Origin of the sequence: Streptomyces sp. NPDC006798, assembly GCF_040635975.1 — a bacterium.
Lineage (GTDB): Bacteria > Actinomycetota > Actinomycetes > Streptomycetales > Streptomycetaceae > Streptomyces.
Genome location: NZ_JBEYIS010000073.1, coordinates 1 through 19,682, shown reverse-complemented (window position 1 = coordinate 19,682; position 19,682 = coordinate 1). Strand labels below are relative to the sequence as shown.

Annotated in this window: 10 protein-coding genes and 1 pseudogene; 4 read left to right on the top strand and 7 right to left on the bottom strand. The window is 74.6% G+C overall.

Annotated features, from left to right (window positions below; translation table 11 throughout):
* Positions 1-215 precede the first annotated feature (215 nt).
* Positions 216-3,356, bottom strand: a complete 3,141-nt coding sequence (locus tag ABZ714_RS31815) for an AMP-binding protein (protein ID WP_358828829.1) — start codon at positions 3,354-3,356, stop codon at positions 216-218.
* 504 nt (positions 3,357-3,860) lie between these two features.
* Here ABZ714_RS31815 and ABZ714_RS31810 point away from each other — a divergent pair.
* The gene (locus tag ABZ714_RS31810; RefSeq protein WP_358828828.1) at positions 3,861-4,904 is read left to right on the top strand and encodes a polysaccharide deacetylase family protein; all 1,044 of its coding nucleotides are present in this window, start codon (positions 3,861-3,863) and stop codon (positions 4,902-4,904) included.
* A gap of 82 nt (positions 4,905-4,986) precedes the next feature.
* Here the strand turns inward: ABZ714_RS31810 and ABZ714_RS31805 are convergent, their stop codons facing one another.
* The 4 genes from ABZ714_RS31805 to ABZ714_RS31790 form a co-directional block, all read right to left on the bottom strand.
* A complete protein-coding gene (locus ABZ714_RS31805; protein ID WP_358828827.1) occupies positions 4,987-5,838 on the bottom strand; it encodes a hypothetical protein in 852 nt (283 codons plus the stop codon).
* 350 nt (positions 5,839-6,188) lie between these two features.
* On the bottom strand, positions 6,189-7,667 hold the full coding sequence (locus ABZ714_RS31800) for a helix-turn-helix domain-containing protein (RefSeq protein ID WP_358828826.1): 1,479 nt from the start codon (positions 7,665-7,667) through the stop codon (positions 6,189-6,191).
* A complete protein-coding gene (locus ABZ714_RS31795) occupies positions 7,664-8,461 on the bottom strand; it encodes an SAM-dependent methyltransferase (protein WP_358828825.1) in 798 nt (265 codons plus the stop codon). Before ABZ714_RS31795 ends, ABZ714_RS31800 begins: the two co-directional genes overlap by 4 nt.
* Positions 8,458-9,303, bottom strand: coding sequence for a helix-turn-helix transcriptional regulator (locus ABZ714_RS31790; protein ID WP_358828824.1), 846 nt, complete (start codon positions 9,301-9,303; stop codon positions 8,458-8,460). The genes ABZ714_RS31795 and ABZ714_RS31790 overlap by 4 nt, the downstream gene beginning before the upstream one ends.
* 675 nt (positions 9,304-9,978) lie before the next feature.
* Between ABZ714_RS31790 and ABZ714_RS31785 the strand changes: the two genes are divergently transcribed.
* On the top strand, positions 9,979-10,473 hold the full coding sequence (locus tag ABZ714_RS31785) for a transglycosylase SLT domain-containing protein (RefSeq protein WP_358828823.1): 495 nt from the start codon (positions 9,979-9,981) through the stop codon (positions 10,471-10,473).
* Between the two features lie 553 nt (positions 10,474-11,026).
* A pseudogene (gene fusA / locus ABZ714_RS31780) lies at positions 11,027-13,100 on the top strand (elongation factor G).
* A gap of 359 nt (positions 13,101-13,459) precedes the next feature.
* Here fusA and ABZ714_RS31775 read toward each other — a convergent pair.
* Positions 13,460-16,228: a hypothetical protein gene (locus ABZ714_RS31775; protein ID WP_358828834.1), complete on the bottom strand. Its 2,769-nt coding sequence runs from the start codon at positions 16,226-16,228 to the stop codon at positions 13,460-13,462.
* Between the two features lie 543 nt (positions 16,229-16,771).
* Positions 16,772-17,740 (bottom strand): ornithine cyclodeaminase family protein, encoded by a 969-nt coding sequence (locus tag ABZ714_RS31770; RefSeq protein WP_358828822.1) that lies wholly within the window; start codon positions 17,738-17,740, stop codon positions 16,772-16,774.
* Positions 17,741-18,151: 411 nt separating this feature from the next.
* Between ABZ714_RS31770 and ABZ714_RS31765 the strand changes: the two genes are divergently transcribed.
* Positions 18,152-19,387, top strand: coding sequence for a S8 family peptidase (locus tag ABZ714_RS31765; protein ID WP_358828821.1), 1,236 nt, complete (start codon positions 18,152-18,154; stop codon positions 19,385-19,387).
* The last annotated feature ends 295 nt before the right edge of the window (positions 19,388-19,682 follow it).

Sequence of the window (19,682 nt, the reverse complement as noted above, 5' to 3'; positions counted from 1 at the left end):
GGATGCGCTGTTCACGGGTCGTCGGGTAAAGCCGGATCCAAGGGGCCGCCGGACCGGCGCGGGGGCACGCGTCCGGGCCGTACGGGGGCGGAGCCCGGCCCGCCCGGGTCCGGCGCCGTTGCCGGAACCCCGGGCGCCGTCGGCCGGGTGCGGTCGGGAAGCCGAGGCTCCCGAGGTCTGTCGTAGCGGGTCTTGTCGCAGCGGGGCGGGGGGTGTTACGCGCCCGCGTCGGTCAGCGCGGCCGTGAACTCGGCCGCCAGGGTGTCGATCACGGACTCGTCGAAGGCCAGGGCGTTGTACTGGACGAAGCAGCTCAGCTCGCCGTCCGGCTGCTCCACCACCGTCAGCTCGGGAACCCCGAGATCGCCGCCGGGCAGCGGCCACGGCACCGTCGTACCGCGCGGCAGTGTCCACGGTTCGCAGGCCAGCCCGGGGAGATGGGCGTCGGCCGCCCAGTTCTCGTACCGCAGCCAGGCCGGGAAGGCCACCGCCGGGGTGAACTCGGCGTACGGATAGAGCTGATGGTCCAGCGCCGCGGTCGACGCCCGCCGGACCCGTTCCGCCAGCTCGGCGAAGCCGGGCCCGCCGGAGCAGTCCACCCGCAGCAGCAGGGACTGCACCAGACAGCCCACGGTCCGCTGCGCCTCCGGACGGGTCCGGCCCGGTACGGGTGTCATCAGGACCAGATCGGTCTGTCCCGAGCGGGCCGCCAGCAGTCCGCTCCACAGGGCGGCGACGGCCATGAACGGGGTCACCCCCAGCTCCGCCGCCCGTTTGCGCAGCCGTCCGGCCGGGTCGGCGCCGACGGTGAACGGCCGGGCGACGGTGTGCACCCGGTCGACGGTACGCCGCCCGGGGAACGGGTCGACGGCGGTGGGCGCCCCGGCCAGCGCCGCGGCGAAGTGCCGCCGCCCGGCGGGCCACCGCTCGTTCATCCACCGCACCAGCTCCGGGTACGGCATCGGCTGCTCGGGCAGTCGGGGAGCCCGGCCCCGGCGTACCGCGTCGTAGGCGAGTCCCAGTTCGTGCAGGAGCACACCGACCGACCAGCCGTCGGCGACCATGTGATGGACCGCCAGCAGCACGATGTGGTCGTCGGGGGCGCGGCTCACCACCAGCAGCCGCACCGTCGGGTCGACGGCCAGATCGGTGAGCCGGTCCCGCTCCTCGATCAGCAGCGCGCCGACCTCGTCGTCGGAAGCGCCCGGCACGTCCCGCAGGGTGATCCGGGTCCGGGGCTCCGGGTCGAGGACGGTGAGCGCCAGACCCGGTACGGGCCCGGGGGCGGGTACGAACCGGGTCCGCAGCGCCGGATGGCGCCGTACCAGCTCGGTCACGGCCCGGCCCAGCGCCCCGGCGTCCAGCCGGTCCGCGACCCGGAACTGGGCGGTCACGGCGCCGACGTCGCGCCCGGCCTCCCCGGCCATCCAGTCGAGGAAGTTCTCCTGCTGGGAAGTGAGCGGCACCTCGTGCGGCAGGGCCCGCAGGGCGCGCGGGAACAGCGGGATCACCGCATCGGCCCCGGCCGGGGCGCCGGTGCCGCACGCGGCGTCCGCCGGGGCGGTCGCGGCGGTCGCGGCCTCGTCCAGCCAGGCCGCCTGGGCCCGCAGCGACGGCCGGCCGAAGACGAGGGCGGCCCCGGTCTCCACCCCGAACCGCTCCGAGACCGCGGCGGCGAGCTGGACGGCCCGGAAGGAGTCACCGCCCAGGGCGAAGAACTCGTCCGTCACCGACCGGACCGGGCGGCCCAGCACCTCGTGCCAGATCGCGGCCAGCCGGACCTCGGTCGCGGTCCCCGGTGCCGGGCCCGCCCCGGCGGATATCGCGGCCGTACCCCCGGTGACCGGGTCCGTGGCGTCGAAGAGCGCCCGCAGCCGGTGCTTGACCACCTTCCCGGAGGCGTTGAGCGGCAGTTCGTCCGCGAGCAGGATCCGGACCGGCAACTCCGCCCGCGCCAGCCGGGTACTGAGGAAGAGCCGGAGCGCGTCCGGGTCGAGGCCGTCGGCGGCGGGGACCACCACGGCCACCGGTACCGACCCCATCACCGGATGCGGCACCCCGAGCGCCGCCGCCTCCGCGACCCCCGGATACTCGTACAGCACCTCCTCGATCCGCAGGGTGGAGACCTTCAGCGCCCCGGACTTGATGACATCGCTCTCGCGGTCCACGAGATGGAGGAAGCCCTCGGCGTCCAGCCGCCCCAGATCCCCCATCCGCACCCAGCCGTCCCGGAACACCCGGGCCGAGGCGGTGTCGTCGCCGACATAGCCGCGCCGGGGGCCGAGCTGGCGCAGCCACACCTCACCGGTGCCCCCGGGCGGTACGGGAGCACCGTCCGGGCCGAGGATCCGCAGCTCGCCCGGGTCGGCCGGACGGCCCACCGAACCCGGCCGCGCCGGGTCGACCATCATCGACACCTGCGCGGGCGACGACTCGGCGGAGGTGTAGACATTGACCACGGTGGTCCCCGGCAGGGCCTCGGTCAGGGCCAGTGCCACCGGACCCGGCAGCGCGGCGGCCGAGCAGCTGAACAGCCGTACGGAGGAGAAGTCATGACGCCGTAACGCCCCCGAGTTCAGCAGCTCGATCGCCATCGACGGCACGACGAAGACCGTGCCGGCGGCCAGTTCCGCCACCGCGCGGCCGAACTCCCCGGCGCCGAACCGGGGGAGCGCGACGACGGCGGGCGCCCCCGTGAGGGCGGTCATGATCATCATCTGGCCCGCGTTGGTGCCGATCGGGAACGCGTGCAGGGCGTGCCGTGAATGGGCGTACGGCCGCGGCCGGGGCACCAGCCGCAGCCCGGCGGTCAGATTGGCGTGCGAGGCGAGTACGCCCTTGGGGTCACCCGTGGTCCCGGAGGTGCCGACGACCTGGGCGCGGTCCCCGGGCGCCACCCGGTACGGCGGTTCGTGCGGCCCGGGACCGGCGGCCTGCTCCACCGCCGCCAGCAGATGGTCCGCCCCGGCCAAGGGCCCGGGCAGAGGCGGGAGTTCGCTGCCGCGCAGCACGGCGACGGCCCCGCAGAGCCCGGCCAGCCGGGCCGCCTCCGGGCCGGTCGTGTCCGCGCGCAGCGGCAGTCCGGCGGCGCCCGCGTAGTGCAGGGCCAGGAACGCCACCGCGTACCGGTCCCACTCCTCGCCGGTGAAGCGCAGGGCCACCAGGTCGCCGGGCCGGATCCCGGCGTCGGTCAGCCCCCGGGCGGCCCGAACGGCCCGATCGCGCCAGGAACCGTAGCTGAGCGCGGCACCGCCGAGGACCTGGATCGCGGGCCCTTCGGGCTGTTTCGAGGCCCGGGCGTCCAGCAGATCGGGGACGGTGAGCTGAGCGGGCGGTGCGTTGATGATGCCCTCCAACTGCTTTGACCTGCACAGGAGATGATCCGGCAGGTACGGTCACACGGAGACGGTCATGGGCATAGCGCGCGGTTGTCGCCCTTGGGTATGGTCTGGACCATTGGCGAGTACGGCGAAGGATAGCGCGCCACTGTCGTACTTGTGTCGCAATGATGGAGAGTTCGTGGAAATCGGTGGGGATCGGTCCCGTGAACCGGGCTTCCCGCACCGCTGAACAACCGGATAACCCCTCGTCGGAACGGGTTTTCCGGACCACCCGCACCATCCCCGGGCGGAGCCGGTGACCGAGGCGGCCACGCCCCGGCGCCCCGTCCCTTTTCGGACACCGGGCGCCCCGCCGGGTCCGCCGTAGCGCCCGTGCCGTACCCGTCGTACCCGCCGTACCCGCCGACGATCTCGGCCGGACGGCCCCGGCGGCCCGGCCCCGGCGCGACCCCGCCCACCCCCCGGCCCCCACCCGGGCGCCCCGACGCGCCCGGGCGAGCGAGAAGGAAGGGACCCACCATGCTGTACGCGGGAATCGCCTGGTCCGCCGAAGGCTATGACGTGGAGATCGTCGACGACGCGGGGGTACGCGCCCTCGCCCCCACGCACTGGAGCGCCGACCGGGTGCCCGAGCTGACGGCCTGGCTGGAGCGGATTGTCCGGCACTCGGCCGAGCCGTGCGCCGTCGTCGTGGACAGCACCAACGGACTGGTCGACGGCTCACTGACGGCCGCCGGGCTCGACGTCCGCCGCGCCGACCCCTGGGTACTGCCCGACCGGCCCGAATTCGGCTCCGTACCGGCCCGGACCCTCGCCGACCGGGCCCGCCGCGACCTGATGTCGCTGTCGCCGCTGACCGCCGAGGGCGGCGGGCAGACCGGCCGCGACGACGACTACCACGACGGGATCCGGCGCGGTGCCGGTGCCGAGGCCGAACTCACCCGGCGGGGCCGCTGCTTCCGGCACGGCCCGCGCGACCGCCGGGAGATCGCCCTCACCTTCGACGACGGCCCGGACCCCGTCCTCACCGGGGAGGTGCTGGCGATCCTGGCCCGCTACGGGGTATCCGCCACGTTCTTCTGCGTCGGACTCCATGTCGCCGCCCTCCCCGACGAGGTGCGGCGGATCGTCGACGCCGGCCACAGCCTGGGCAACCACACCTGGTCGCATCCGTTCCTGCCGGATCTGACCGCCCGCCAGTTCCGGATCCAGCTCGACCGGACCGGCGAGGCCGTCGAACGGGCCGTGGGCTTCGTACCGACGGTCTTCCGGCCCCCGTACGGCTGCCGGACCCCCGAATCGCTCGCCGAACTCCTCGCGGGCGGACCGGCCCTCGCGCTCTGGGACGTCGACTCCTGGGACTGGGCGAGACCCGGGCCCGAGAAGATCACCAGTACGGTGCTCGAACACGTCCGGCCGGGCTCCATGATCCTGATGCACGACGGCGGCGGCGACCGGCGGCAGAGCGTCCAGGCGCTGCCCGGGGTGATCGAGGGGCTGCTGGCCCGCGACTACCGCTTCGTCTCCGCCGACGCGCTGGCGGCCCGGCCCGCCGACCGCTGAACCGCCGGCCGCACGCGCGGGCGCCCCCCCTCCCGGCGGGGGAGGGGGCGCGCGGTGTCCGGACCGGTGTCCTGGACGGGGGTCAGGACGTGGTGCAGTACGCCTGGATGAAGAGCTCCTGGGGCCGGTCGGTGTGGTTCTTGGCGTGGACGCCCCAGCCGGTGGGCTCGGGCAGACCCCGGTTGGTGTTGATGGCCACGCCGGGCTGCGGCGGCACCCCGGTACCGGAGTTCGGCGCGTGCGCGCCGCCGCCGGTGATCCGCTGTCCCGGCAGACAGACCGCGGTGACATGGTCCTGCTCACCGGAGTCCAGCACGATACTGGTCTGCCGGACCGTCACCGGGACGGTGGTACAGACGACGAACGCGCTCGCGCTGTGCGCGGGACCGTCGTTGTTGGCCAGATCGACCCGCCAGCGGCCGTTGGTGTCGATGTCCATCCGGCTGGCCGACAGGAACGGCTCGTTGGTGACGAATCCGCCGCCGGAGGGCCGCCAGCCCGAGGGGCAGTCGGCGAAGGCCGTCGCGTTCCCGCCACCCGGTACGGAGACCCGGGCGCCGGTGATCCGGGTATGCGTGGCCGCCGTGCAGACCACATAGGCGGCGGCCTGCTTGGCGACGTCGGTGATGTTGCTGGCCTTGAGGGCCCAGCCGTTGCCGGAGGCGGCGGAGCCGGAGATGAACGACCCCTGCCCCGTCACCCCGCCCCCGCCGCCACTGGGCACGGTCCCCGAGGGACAGGGCACGAACGTGTCGACGGTGCCCTTGGCCGGGACGGTCACGATCGGCCCCGTGAAGCCGTTGTGATCGAGCGGTACCTGGAGCTCTGGCGCGGCCTCGCCCGGCTGCTCCTGGGGCGGTGGCGCGGCGGCGGTCACGGTCAGCGCGAGGGTCGCGGCGGAGAGCAGGGCGATCAGGGGCGCGCGGACGGTCATGGATTCCTCCCATGTGAGGGGCGTTCGGGACCGTGGACATCCCCGGCGGGCCCCGAACCGAGTCCCCGCGGACCGAACGAGCACTCTCTCGGCGCAAGCAGTATCGATTCCGCTCCGGTTCCCCTCCGGTTCCCCTCCGGTTCCCCTCCGGTCCGCGTCCGGTTCCCCTCCGGTGCGGTCAGCCGGGGCCGCGTCGTGTCGGCTTCGGCGGAGAGGCGACGCCCTCTCAGGGACGGCGGCACCAGGGGCTTCAGGGGCGCGGGGAACTGCGCGACCGGCCACGGCGGGCGGTCGTGGGCGGACGGCCGGGGGACGCAGCGCCCTGCCCTCGCGCGAAGCGGGGCGGCACTTCAGAGGCGCGGCGCGCGATAGGTGCGGCCGCCTCGGCGCGGAAGCGCCGGCGCGTCGTCGCCGGGGCCCGCCGCCGTCTCCAGCGCCAGATGGAGTTCGGACCGTACCGTCGCGGACGACAGATCCACCCCCAGCAGCCCGCCGCACTCCGTCAGCCAGGCCGTCAGGGTGCTGCGGTGCACCCCGAGCGCCGCGGCGGCGGGCGCGGTCCTGCCCCTACGCAGCAGCCACTGCCGGAGCGCTATCCGCAGCCGGGTGTCGAGCGGCTCCAGTACGTCGGCGGCCCAGCTCCGGGCCTCGGCCGGGGCGAGCAGTGCCGTGGGCACCGCGGGCCGCGGCGGCATGCCGGGAGCGGCCACCGGTCCGGCCCCGGGCACCGGGGAGGAAACGGACGGCGCCCGCAGCGCCAGCAGCAGCCGGGCCTGTGTGGTCGGATCGTCGAGGTCGACCGCCAGCAGCGTGCCGACCGCCCGCAGCCGGGACCGTACCGTGCCCTCCGAAAGACCGAGCGCCCCCGCCGCCGCCAGTGCCGACCCGGTCCGCAGCCGGCACTCCAGGATCCGGCGCCGTTCGGGGCCGAGGGGCCGGAGCACCGCCGAGGCCCAGTCGGCGAGCCGGTCGGCGGGGATCACCCGGAGGAGTTCGCCCGCCCCCAGGCCGACTGCGGAACCCAGCCGGTCCCCGGCCGGTCCCTGCGCCGGGGGCCCGGCCTCCGTCCAGGCCGCCGGGACCATGTCGAGCGGTACGGGCGCGGCCGAGGCGCCCGTCAGCCGGTGCCGCTCCGCGACCCCGGCGATCAGCGGATGGGCCGGGTGGCGCCCGGCGAGTTCGGTACCGCCGTCGTGGAGGGCGAGCACCACCAGTTCGCCCCGCTCCAGACAGATCAGGACCCGGGGGTCGGCCGTGCCCGGCCGGGCCGCCCGCCACAGCGCCTGATGGGCGACCGGCGCGGCGTGCCCCGTGAGCCGGTACAGCGTGGCGTGGGTGGCGGTGGTGCCGCCGAGCACATCGAGGGCGAGCCGGTGCTCCCCGGCCAGCAGCAGCCGGAGTATCGCGGTGTGCAGCCGCTGCTCGGCCCGGCTGGTCTCGTCCGCCCGCCGGGCCCGAACCCGCAGCAGATCCGCGGTGGTCCGGGCGATCAGGGCCGCGCGCTCCGACGACGTCGTCCGGCCGGGTCCGAGCACCAGCACACCGCCCGCGACATGATGGACGGTCAGCTGAGGGTAGGTCTGGGGGGAGGCCGCGGCCCGCGCCCCCGAGGGCCCGGCGCCGGGCGGCGCGCTGTGGACGGGACCCGCCACCGGGTCCACCAGAACGGCCCAGCCCTCGGCCAGTACCGCCGCCTCGGCGATCAGCAGCGCCGCCGAATGGGTCGCGGCATGGGTGAGCCGTCGTACCGCCAGATGGTCCCGGGGGTCGACCGGCCGAGGGCCGGGCGCGGATGCGGGCCGCGCCCGGCCCGAGCCTCTCGCGGTCACCGGATCCGGGCCACGCCGCCCCACCCGGCGCGCTCGGTCAGCCGTCCGGTGGTGGCGTCGGGCCGCCAGTCCGGCCAGCACACGAAGCCGGGTTCGACCAGGTCGAGGCCGTCGAAGAAGGCCCGGGTGACCTCCGGCCCGCGGAAGATGTAGGGGATGGCCCCGGAGGTGTTGTACTCCTCCTGCACCGCGCGGTGCTCCTCGTCGGACGCGGTGGAGTGGCTGAGGGAGAGGTAGCTCCCCGAAGGCAGCCGGTCCACCAGCCGGCGGACCAGGCCGAGCGCGTCGGGCCACTCCACGATGTGCCCCAGTACGTCATTGATGACCAGGGCGACGGGCTCGTCGAGGTCGAGCGTCCGGGCGGCTCCCGCCAGTACGGCGTCCGTGTCCCTCATATCCGCGAGGACGTAGTCCATGGCGCCCTCGTGGGTGCTCTCGCCCATCGCGTGGACGTGCAGCAGCACCAGCGGGTCGTGGTCGACATAGACCACCCGGGACTCGGGCGCGATCCGCTGGGCCACCTCATGGGTGTTGTTGGCGGTCGGCAGCCCGGCGCCCACGTCCAGGAACTGCCGGACCCCGGCCTCCCGGGCCAGCCAGCTCACCGTACGGACCAGGAAGCCGCGGGACTCCTGCGCGAACGGCTCGATCAGCGGGTACTTGGCGCGGTAGGCGTCCCCTGCGGACTTGTCGGCGTCGAACCAGTCCTTGCCGCCGAGCCAGTAGTTCCAGACCCGGGCGCTGTGGGCGACGGACTTGTCGATCCTGGGCGGAAGTTCGGTGGGTTCGGTCATTCCAGGGCCTCTTTCGACATATCGGGATGGAGCGCGGTCGCGCAGGAGTAGTCGAGGAGCCGCCGGTACGCCGTCACGGTGGTGTCGGCGTCCCAGACGTCGGCGGCGCCGGCGAGCCCGCCCTCCCGGACCACGTGGTCGGGTATCCCCGGCACGTCGACCCGGAAGAAGGTGAGGGCGGGGATACCCGTCAGGGCGTGCGGCGGACTGTCGACGGGGTGGATCTGAAGGGTCACGTACGACTGTTCGGCGGCGGCGCGCAAGGCGTCGATCTGCTCGGCCATCACCTCACGGCCGCCGACCACGGTCCGCAGCCCCGCGGCGGACATCAGCGCCCAGACCCGGGTCCGCCGCTCGCGCAGCCGTTCGCGGCGCTCGGCGAGGAGTTCGGCGCGGCGCTCCCGTTCGGCGGGCGACAGATCGGGGCGGAGTACGTCGTCGAGGGCGCGGGCGTAGGCCGGGGTGCGCAGCAGGGCCGGCACGAGGACGGGATCCCAGCTGCGGACGATGCTGGCCGCCGACTCCACACTCATCAGATCGAACTGCCAGGGCTCCATGACGGCCCGCCAGGGATGCCACCAGCCGGGCCGGTTGGCCGCGGTCAGCTTTCCGAGGGTCTCCTCGACCTCGGCGGGAGCCGAGCCGTACGCCGTCAACAGGGTTCTGACCTGCCCGGGATCGAGAGATGTCTGGGCCTGTTCGATCCGGCGGACCGTGGCGGGATGGGCGCCGAGCGCCTCGGCCGCCGCCTCCCGGGAGAGCCCCGCCGCCTCGCGCAGGATCCTGAGCCGGGTGGCCAGCACGAGATGTGCGAGGGTCCGGCCGGAACGCTCCCGTGCCACGGACGGACACCCCTCTCCGGCAGTCTCCGCAATCTGCGGACAGTGCATACCTTGTCGCTTGCAATCTCCCGGCGCAACCCTTTGTATGTCCACGATCACGCATATGCCGTCCGGGCCTCAACAGCCGCCCGCCGGGGCGTGATTGCGGTCGAGGGGCCTTACGGGGGTAGGTCCCTCGGCCGATCCTCGTCCGGATGTGCGGCGAGGCGGGCGACGTGCCGAGTCCGCAGTGTCCGGGCCCGTGGCGCGCACCGGGTGACCTCAAGGCGTTCGGCCCTACCGGGCAGACATCATTTTCTTAGATATCAATGCATATCTTCATCTCTGTCAACTTATGCCCTTTTTGTCTGTTCGTGGCGCCCGGACTCGAAAAGGGGGCTCGCGGCCCTGAAGTGCATTCCGGACATCTAGCGGAATATTTCGCATGTCGCCTGGATATTCCTTCGTGGGACGCACATCACATACGAAGGTGCTTAGTGGTGGCATCGCGGTTCCGGCCCCCGGCGCGGGGTGGGAGGGGGCCGGTGGACCGGACGGAGATCCACTATCCGGGTTAGCAGCCCGGCGTTGTCATATCTCCCCGCCAACGCTAAGAATCCCTCCACGCCGCCACCCGGAGTCGTTCACGGCTCCCGTCCCCGTGTGCGGTGCTCCCGTCTGAAGGGTTACCTCAGCATGTCCGTTTTCCGTACGCAGCCGCGCCGTGGCCGGTCCGCGACCCGTCGGGCCTGGGCCGGTGGGCTCACGGCCGCGGGCACCCTGGCCGTCACGCTCGCCCTCGTCCCCGGTACCGCGACCGCCGCCCCGGCCGCCGCCGCTCCCGCCCCGCAGGCCGCCGCCGTCTCGTATCCGAACAACCTCAACGGCTGGATCCTGGAGTCGCTCGACGTGATGCGGCTGAACGGCATCCCCGGTACGTACGAGGGGCTGCACCGCAACATCCTCCGCGAGTCCAGCGGCAACCCGCTGGCGATCAACAACTGGGACATCAACGCGATCAACGGAACGCCCTCGAAGGGGCTGCTCCAGGTGATCGACCCGACGTTCCGCGCCTACTGGGTGCCGGGTACCCCCAACGACCCGTTCCACCCGGTCGCCAACATCGTCGCCGCCGCCAACTACGCCGCCGACCGCTACGGCTCCATCGACAACGTCTTCGGCCCCTACTGACCGGCCCGGGCCGGGCCGCACCCCCGTCCGGCCCCTGCCACGGCCCCGGCCCGGCCGATCGCGACACCACGCGGTCCGGCCGGGCCACCGGGCCCGCCGCCCACGAGCCGGGGCCGGGGACACCGCGGAAAAGCGGTTGTCCCCGGCCCCGGCCCGCTCATTGAACTCGCCCCGCACGCCGGCAACGGGCCGGCGGCGCGACGGCCGCCGCCGGGGACCCTGTGGGGACCCGCGGTACCGGCGCCGAGCCGTGGAGACGAGAAGGGGGAGCGGACGATGACGCGTCACGACGACCGCCGCCGCACCCCCCGCCCCCGGTACGACGTGATCCCGGTGTCCTCGTCCGGCCGGTGACGGCTGCGCGCCCGCCACCGGACCCTCCGACGTTCCGTACCACCCCGCCCCCCTGCTCCGGCCCGCCCGCCGCACGCGTCCCGACGCCGTGCCCGGTCCGCCGGCGGCCGGGGCGCGGACCGCCCGTACCGACCGGGCCCGTACGTACCGCCGGAGCATCGCGCCGCCCCGTTCGATATCTCTCGAAAGGCCGAGGGCCGTGCGCAACGACCTCACCCGTACCGGCACCACCGTCCGCAATCTGGGCATCCTCGCCCATGTGGACGCGGGCAAGACCACCGTCACCGAGCGGATCCTCTATCTGACCGGTAGGTACCACCCACAAACGCGGCGAGGTCCACGACGGCACCACCGTCACCGACTTCGACCCGCAGGAGCGGGACCGGGGCATCACCGTCTTCGCCGCCGCCGTGAGCTGCGACTGGGACGGCCACCGGATCAACCTCATCGACACCCCCGGCCATGTCGACTTCGCCGACGAGGTCGAACGCTCCCTCCGGGTGCTCGACGGCGCCGTCGCGGTCTTCGACGCGGTCGCCGGGGTCGAGCCGCAGTCCGAGTCGGTCTGGCGACAGGCGGACCGGTACGGCGTCCCGAGGCTCGCGTTCGTCAACAAGATGGACCGGGCGGGCGCCGACCTCGACGCCACGGCCGCCGCGATCCGCGACCGGCTGGGCACCGTACCGCTCGTCGTCCAGCTCCCCATCGGCCACGAGAACGGCTTCACCGGCGTGGTCGACCTGCTGCGGATGCGGGCCCTGACCTGGACGTCCGGCGACGGCCAGGTCGTCGAGGGGCCGGTTCCCGCCGCGCTCGCCGACGAGGCGGCCCACCGTCGCGCGGCACTGGCCGAGGCCGTCGCCGAACTGCACCTGGGCGCGCTGGAGGAGCTCCACACCGACGGCACCGTCACCGCCGGAACGCTGACCACCGCTGTCCGGGAGCTGACCCTCGACGGCACGGCGGTGGCCGTGCTGTGCGGCTCGGCCTACCGGGACATCGGGATCGAGCCCCTGCTGGCGGCCGTGGTGGAGTGGCTGCCGTCGCCGCTCGCCGTACCGCCGGTACGGGGCACGGCCCCGGGCGGTCCGGACGGCGGGGAGCTGCGGGCCCCGGACCCGGCGGAGCCGTTCGCCGGACTCGTGTTCAAGGTGACGGCCGGCCCCACCGGGCGGCTGACGTTCCTGCGGGTGTACTCGGGCACGATCGGCCGCGGCGACACCGTGCTCGACGCGGGTGCCCGGCGGACCGAGCGGATCGGCCGGATCCTGCGGGTCCGCGCCGACCGGCACACCGACACCGATCGGGCGGTCGCCGGGGACATCGTCGCGGTCGTCGGCGTCAAGGCGGCCCGGGCCGGGGCGACCCTGTGCGCCCCGGCGGCGCCGCTGGTGCTGGAGCCGCCCGGGGTGCCGGAGCCGGTGGTGTCCGCGGCCGTCGAGGCCCGGCGCGCCCTCGACACCGAACGGCTCGCCGTCGCCCTGGCGCGGCTGGCCGACGAGGATCCGTCCCTGACCGTGCGGACCGACCCGGAGACCGGGCAGACCGTGCTGTCGGGGATGGGCGAACTGCACCTGGAGGTGGCCGCGGAACGGATCCGCCGCGAGCAGGGCCTGGAGATCACGGTCGGGCGGCCCCGGGTCGCGTACCGGGAGACCGTGGTCCGGGGCGTCCGCGGACTGGTCCACCGCCATGTGAAACAGGACGGCGGCGCGGGACAGTACGCCCATGTCGTCATCGACGTGGAGCCGCTGGACCCGCCCGGCGGCGACGGCGGCGATCCGCTGGTGTTCACCTCCGTCGTCACCGGCGGCCGGGTGCCGAAGGAGTACGTCCGCGCGGTCGAGGCGGGCTGCCGCGACGCCCTCGCCGACGGTCCCCTCGGGGGTCATCCGGTGACCGGGCTGCGGGTGGTCCTCACCGACGGGGCGACCCACCCGAAGGACTCCTCGGAGCTCGCGTTCCGGGCGGCGGGCCGGTTCGCCCTGCGCGCGGCGCTGCGGGCGGCCGGGCTGGCGCTGCTGGAGCCGGTCGCGGAGGTCACGGTCACCGTGCCGGACGACGCGGTCGGCCCGGTCCTCGGCGATCTCGCGGCCCGCCGGGGCCGGATCACCGGGTCCACCGCCCGGGGCGGCACCTCGGTCGTCACGGCGACCGTGCCCCTGGCGGAGATGTTCGGCTACGCGACCCGGCTGCGCGGCCGCACCCGGGGCCGGGGCACTTTCACGGCCCGTCCCACGGGGTACGCCCCGGCGCCGGCGACGGCGGGCTGACCGGGCAGGAGGCGGGTCCGGAGTCCGCTCCGGGCCCGCCCCCCTCGGGACGTGCCGGGTCCCGGAGCGGGGGCGTACCCGGCGCGTGGGCCCGCCCGTGGAGGCGCGGGCCCGCTCCCTCATCCGGCCCGGTACACCGGAGCCGGTGACGGCCCGGAACCCCGTCCTCCCGGTGAACACGGTGGGCGGCAGGTCCCGGAGCCGAATCCCGTGCGGGGCGCGGGCGCCGACGGGCGAAGCCCCGTACCGGCGGAACGAAGCGTACGGGCGGAAGGAGTCGTACGGGCGCGGCGCCGTATCGGGCGGACGGAGCCGTACGGGATCGGGCGCGGGCCGGGGACCCCGGCCCGCGCCTGGCCTCAGGAGGCGTCCCGCAGGGTGCCGGTGAAGACCGGCCCGTCCCCGGTTCCCTCACCGGTGTCGAACCGGAGCCTCAGCGACTCCACCGGCTCGGCCCGCCCGTCGGACTCCGTCGGGATCGCGACGTCGACACTCGTCCGGCCCGCCGGGATCCCGACCGGGAGGGACGGCTCGGGCCCCAGGGACGACAGCGGCACCTCGGGCGTCTGCCCGGCCTGGAAGTTCTCCTCCAGCCAGGCGGCGCCCACGTCCGCCGTCGACACCTCCGGGCTCCCGGTCGCCGGCAGGACCGCGAACCTGGCCTCCCACAGTTCGACGTCCGCCGCCTCCGAGACGGAGACCCGCCAGGTCAGCGGCGCCCCCTCGGTGACATCGGCCGCGACCGGCCGGGCCGAGAACCGCGGCATCGGATCATCGTTGGTGACGGTCACCCCGCCGTAGTCGGCGCCGACGACCGCGCCGCGGGCCGCCTTCGCGAAGACCTCGCGGGTGTTGTCGTACGAGTACCGGGTATTGCCCCGGACGGTCACGGTCACGTCCACCGGTGACGCCCCGGGCCGGAGCGTCAGCAGCCGGGCCCGGGTCACGTTGGTCGTCTCGTCGCGCAGGTAGAGCCAGACCCGGCCGGTGCCCTTGCCGGAGACCCGGATCGGATAGCGGTACGTCCGCTCGCCGGAGTCGCCCTCCTTCACGACCGCCCTGCCGATGTCGATCCGCGGCATCGCGGTCGCCCGGACCTCCGGCGTACCCGGGCGCCAGCCCCAGGCGTCGATCAGCAGCAGCTCGCCGGAGCGGCTGCGCGGCGTCAGCTCGATCTCCGCCAGCCGCTTCGGATCGACCCCGGCACGGTGCGCGGCGGCCAGTCCCACCCGGACCTCCTGCGCCCAGCGGGACGCGGTCCGGTCGGTGCCCGGCAGCCCGTCGAGCGTGACGGTACCGAGCACCGCCCGCCGCCCCGACACGTCGGTGACCGCGACGTCGAACCGGGTACCGGAGCTGTTGGGCGGTACGGCGACCCGCAGCGCCAGTGCCCGGGAGTCCCCGGCCGACACCGGCCGGGCGGGACGGAACCGGATCGGTGTGCCCGGTGCGGTCCACCGGGCCGTCACCGCCTTGCGGTCCGCCTCCTCACCGGTATGCCAGAACGCGAAATGCGGTGTGCGGAGGATGTCCTCCAGCGGGAGACAGCTCGTCGGCTTCTCCCGGGCCACCTGGTCGCAGAGCCGTCCGCCGGTCACCTTCAGTCCGGCGCCGGGCCGCAGGAGGGGCGTACGGTGACCGCCGACGGCATGGGTGAGCACCCGTACCGGCCCGGCGGACGGCGCGCGGCGCCCCGTACCGTCGAGCAGCGGGCGGACCCGGTCGTCACCGCCGACGAAGAGCCGGGCGGCGGCCGCGATGTACGTGGCCCCGGCGCGCTGCTGCTGGTCGGCGGTGAGCCGGGTCGGAGCACCGGCCTCGCAGAGGGGATCGGGCCGGTCCGGGTCGGGCCAGAAATCGTCCTGGGCGGGCGCCTCGGCCTGACCCGGGGTCCACTCGCTGTTGAAGTAGTTGTGGTTGGCGCCGACCATGTAGATCGCGCTGTTGAGCGCCGTACCCCGGCCGACCCCGCGGACCGCGTCGAGATACTGCTGGCCCTGGAGGTCGGAGACGTCGCCGTCGCAGCCCGGCAGGATGGTCGCCGACGGCACGTCGGGTGCCGGGTTCTGGGCGAAGACCGTCGGGCCGATCAGTACGGTGCCGCGGATCGTCCAGCGCACCGGGCCGTCGTAGCCGTCCTGGTCGGCGGGAGCCCGGTGGAGACTGTCGAGCGCCGCCCGGTTGACGCCCTCACCGCCCCGGGAGTGCCCGACGAGCAGTACCCGGGAGAGATCGGCGGGCGAGCCGGCCCGGACCGCGCCGGGCGCCGTCGACGGCTTGCCGGCCCAGGCCGCCCAGCGGGCCAGATGCTGCCGGACCAGCGACGAACGGGCCTGCGCCCCGCCGTCCTCCAGGAGATGGTCCTGGGCGTTGATCCCGTTCGCGTCGATCGAGACCGTCGTATAGCCCTGGGACGCCAGCAGTTGCTGGGACCGCAGATACCCCTTGTGGCTGGGGACCTGGCGCTCACCGGGGCCGCAGGGCCAGTCGCCCGCCGCCTCGCCGCCGGGCTTGTAGCAGGTTTCGTGCCGCCCGTGCAGGAAGAGCGCGAGAGGCCGCTTGCCGGAGGCCCCGCGCGGTGCGACGACCGTACCGGTCATCTCCACGGGGACGGGTATCCCGGGCAGTCGTACGGACGGCAGCCGGTACTCGCCCCCGGCGGTGGCGTACGGCCCCGGGACGCCCGGGTCGACCTCGTTCACCGGCGCCGGTACCGGAGCCGGGCCGGGCCGCTCGGCCCGCTTCTTCTGCGCCGTACCGGCGGCGGGCGCGTCGAGACGGCGGCCCGCGGCCGTCACCCGCAGATCGTCGCCCGGACCCACCCGGGCGTCTTCGAGGGCCAGCCGGAAGGTGTGCCCGTCGGGCCGGGCCTCGGGGTAGCCGATCAGCCGGTCACCCGAGGAGAAGCCGATCCGGGCGTCACCGACGGGAACCCGGCGCTCCGAGCGCCACTCCAGATATCTCTCCCCGCCCTCGGCGGCGATCCGCCAGCCGTCGGGAAGCGGGGCCCCTGCCCCGGTGGACGCGGTGGACGGTCGTGGGGGCTCCGGAGGGTCGGCGTACGCCGCCCCCGGAACGGCCACGGCCAGCGCGAGGACCACGGCGGTAGCGGTGAGCCCGCGCGACATTCGGATCACAGCTGGATCTCCTTGTCTTCGGCGGTGCCGAAGGCCCCCGATGACCGCGGGGGCCTCGTACATCCCGGGGGATGTCCGAACATGCCGCACGGTTCCGCCGCGAGGGTGATGCCAGGATCACATAAATGATCACCCGACTCGGTCAACCATCGCGGGGTCGAACGGAGTTGACGGGTGATTCGGGTACGGCCCCGGTACCGGGGCGGGCCCGCCCCGACGGGAGGCCGACGCGCCGGGGTATCCCGTCGTGATGCCCGGGTGCCGCTCCGGCCCGGCGGCTCCCGTTCCGGCGGAGCCCGATGGACGCGTACGACCCCTGGTGGCGCGGAGGTCCGGGCCGGGGCTCATCGCGGCGATCCCGTCGAGTCCGGCGTACGGCGCCCGGAGTCGGGCCGCCTCGGCCGGGCGGTCGGGCGACGGTGGGACCGGCGTCGCGCCGTCCGTTCGCGCCGCCGGGGAGTCCGCCCGGGCCCCTACGTCGGGCCGTGGCCGGAAACCGCCGTCGCGGCGTGCCCCGGGCGGTCGCCGCTTCGCTCAGGAGAGGAAATCCACCGACAGTCCGATACCCAGGTCCCGGGCTCGTTCGTACGCGGGCAGGGCCAGGGCCAGGTCCTGCCAGGGCAGGCCCACGGGGGCGTAGACCGTGATGTCGTCCGCCGCCGTCCGGCCGGGACGCACTCCTCGGACGATCTCGCCGAGAGTGGCCGCGGCCGTCCCGGCGGGCAGTCCTACCGCCCCCAGCGCCCCAGCGGCGGCGGCCAGTTCCCGGTCGTCGACGACGACCCGGGCCCGGCGGAGCAGATCGGCGGCCAGTTCGCACTTGCCGGGTTCGTCGGCGCCGAGGGACGTCAGATGCTGCCCCGGACGGATGTCGGCGGCGGTCAGCAGCGGCGTCCGGGACCAGGTCGCCAGGACGACGACATCGGCCTCCGCCGCGACCGCGCGGGCCGACTCCACCACGCGCCCGCCGCGCCTGCCGCCGTGCCGGGCGGCGAAGGCGGCGGCCCGCCCCCGGTCCGTGTCGTGGACGACGAGTCCGCTCCGGCCGCGTACGGCGTCCAGACCGCGCAGGACCAACTCCGCCTGGGCGCCCGCGCCCACCACCCCCACCACACCGAACCCCCCGGCCGCCCCGTCGGGCGCCGCCAGCAGGTGGGTGCCCAGGGCCGCCGCCAGCCCGGTCCGCCAGGCCGTGAGGGTCGCCGCGTCGAGCACGGCGAGCAGTTCGCCGTCCCGCCCGGAGTGCAGACAGACCACCCCGCGCAGGGCCGGTGCCGCGCCGGGGAACTTGGCATTCACCTTGACGGTGTACACCGCCGCCCCGGGCAGCACCCCAGGCAGCAGCGCCGTCGCGGTGCCGGGAAACGGCAGCTCCGTACGGATCCGCAGCCCGGCCGCCGACGGGCCGGTGTCCGCCGTCCGGAATCCCTCCTCCAGCGCGGCCAGACACTCGGCGGGATCCAGTACGGACAGCAGATGACGACGGGTCAGCAGACGGGTCATCCCGCCATCATCCCGGTCGGGCCCGCAGCCGCGGCGCGCTCGGTCCGCCGGGATGCGACCGACGGGTCCCGGTGCCCGACCCCGCCCCGTCCGGGAAAGCGGTCCGCCGGCGGCTCACACAATCGCCACACGCCTGTAACAGGACCGCCCGCCCCCTCCATCGCACCCGCCCCGGCCTGCGGTGATCCATATTCTCCGGGAGCCGGGCGACCCCGTGGCGGAGGCCGCGTCAACCGCTCGCGACCAAGCCCCTCTTGTGCAATGCCGGTCCTGCCGTCAGGGTGTGATCCTGACGGACGGAGTTGACATGCTCCTGACGTTTCGGGTGTGTGAACATCCGTGGAGCCGCACGACGATCCACCACACGCACCACCCCCCACCAGCGCACCACCGACGAGGAGGATCCCTCTGATGGCTGTGACGCAGAACGACGGACGGCGTGACGCCGCCCGTCCCCGGCGCAAGCTCTCGCCCATCGGCGCCACCCTGGCCGCCGCTCTCACCCTCGGACTGATGACGGCGCTGCCCGCCACGGCCGCGCCCGAGGCCGTGGAAGGCCGGATCGTCGACGCCGGTGCCTCCGGCGCGATCCAGAACAGCTATATCGTCACCCTCCGGGACGGCCAGGCGCGTTCGTCCACCGCCGAAGGGCGCGAGGTGGCCCGCAAGTACGGCGCCACCATCAAGCGCACCTACACCAAGGCCCTCAACGGCTACGCGGTCACCCTCTCCGAGGGCCAGGCGAAGAGACTCGCCGCCGACCCCAAGGTGGCGACCGTCGCCCAGGACCGCACGGTCAGCATCCAGGCCACCCAGGTCAATCCGCCCTCCTGGGGCCTTGACCGGATCGACCAGCCCAGTCTGCCGCTGAACCAGCGCTACAACTACCCGGACTCGGCCGGCGCCGGTGTCAGCGCGTACATCATCGACACCGGAGTGCGGATCTCCCACTCCGACTTCGGCGGCCGGGCGGTCAACGGCTACGACGCCGTCGACAACGACAACGTCGCCCAGGACGGCAACGGCCACGGCACCCATGTCGCGGGCACCGTCGCCGGAACCCAGTACGGCGTCGCCAAGCGGGCCCGGGTCGTCGCCGTCCGCGTGCTCAACAACTCCGGTTCCGGCACCATCGCCGGGGTCGTGGCCGGGGTCGACTGGGTCGCCCGCAACGCCGTGAAGCCCGCCGTGGCCAACCTGAGCCTCGGCGGCGGCGCCAACAGCACCATCGACGCCGCTGTACGCCGGCTCATCGCCTCCGGCGTGACCACCGCGGTCGCCGCGGGCAACAGCAACCAGAACGCGGCCAACTTCTCCCCGGCCCGCGTCACCGAGGCGCTCACCGTCGGCTCGACCACCATCACCGACGCCCGCTCCAGCTTCTCCAACTACGGGGCCGTACTGGATCTCTTCGCCCCCGGCCAGAACATCACCTCCGCGTGGCACACCAGCGACACGGCGACCAACACCATCTCCGGTACGTCGATGGCGGCACCGCACGTCGCCGGTGCCGCCGCCCTCCACCTGGGCGGCAACCCGACCGGTACGCCCGCCGCCGTCGGCTCCGCCCTGGTGGCGGCGGCCACGCCCGGTGTGGTGACCAACCCCGGCCCGGGATCGCCCAACCGGCTGCTGCGGGTGAACTGACCCCGGCGGCGGACCCGGCCGGTACGGCGCCCACGGAGCGCCCGGCCGACGGACCGTGAGGCCGACCGCACGCGCCCGCACCCTGGCCGGGCGGTGGCGGCGCGGCCGACCGGTCCGGCGGCCGCCCGGCCGGACGCGGGCCGCACGGCGGTGGCGGCGAGCCCACACCTCCCCGCCGCCGCCGACCCTCCGGCCCCCGGGGGTACGGGACCACGAGTGCGTGCCGAGGTCCATCAGGTCCCCCATAAGTACACCGACTGAACCGCCTCGGCGCCGGACGACGCCGACCTACGGG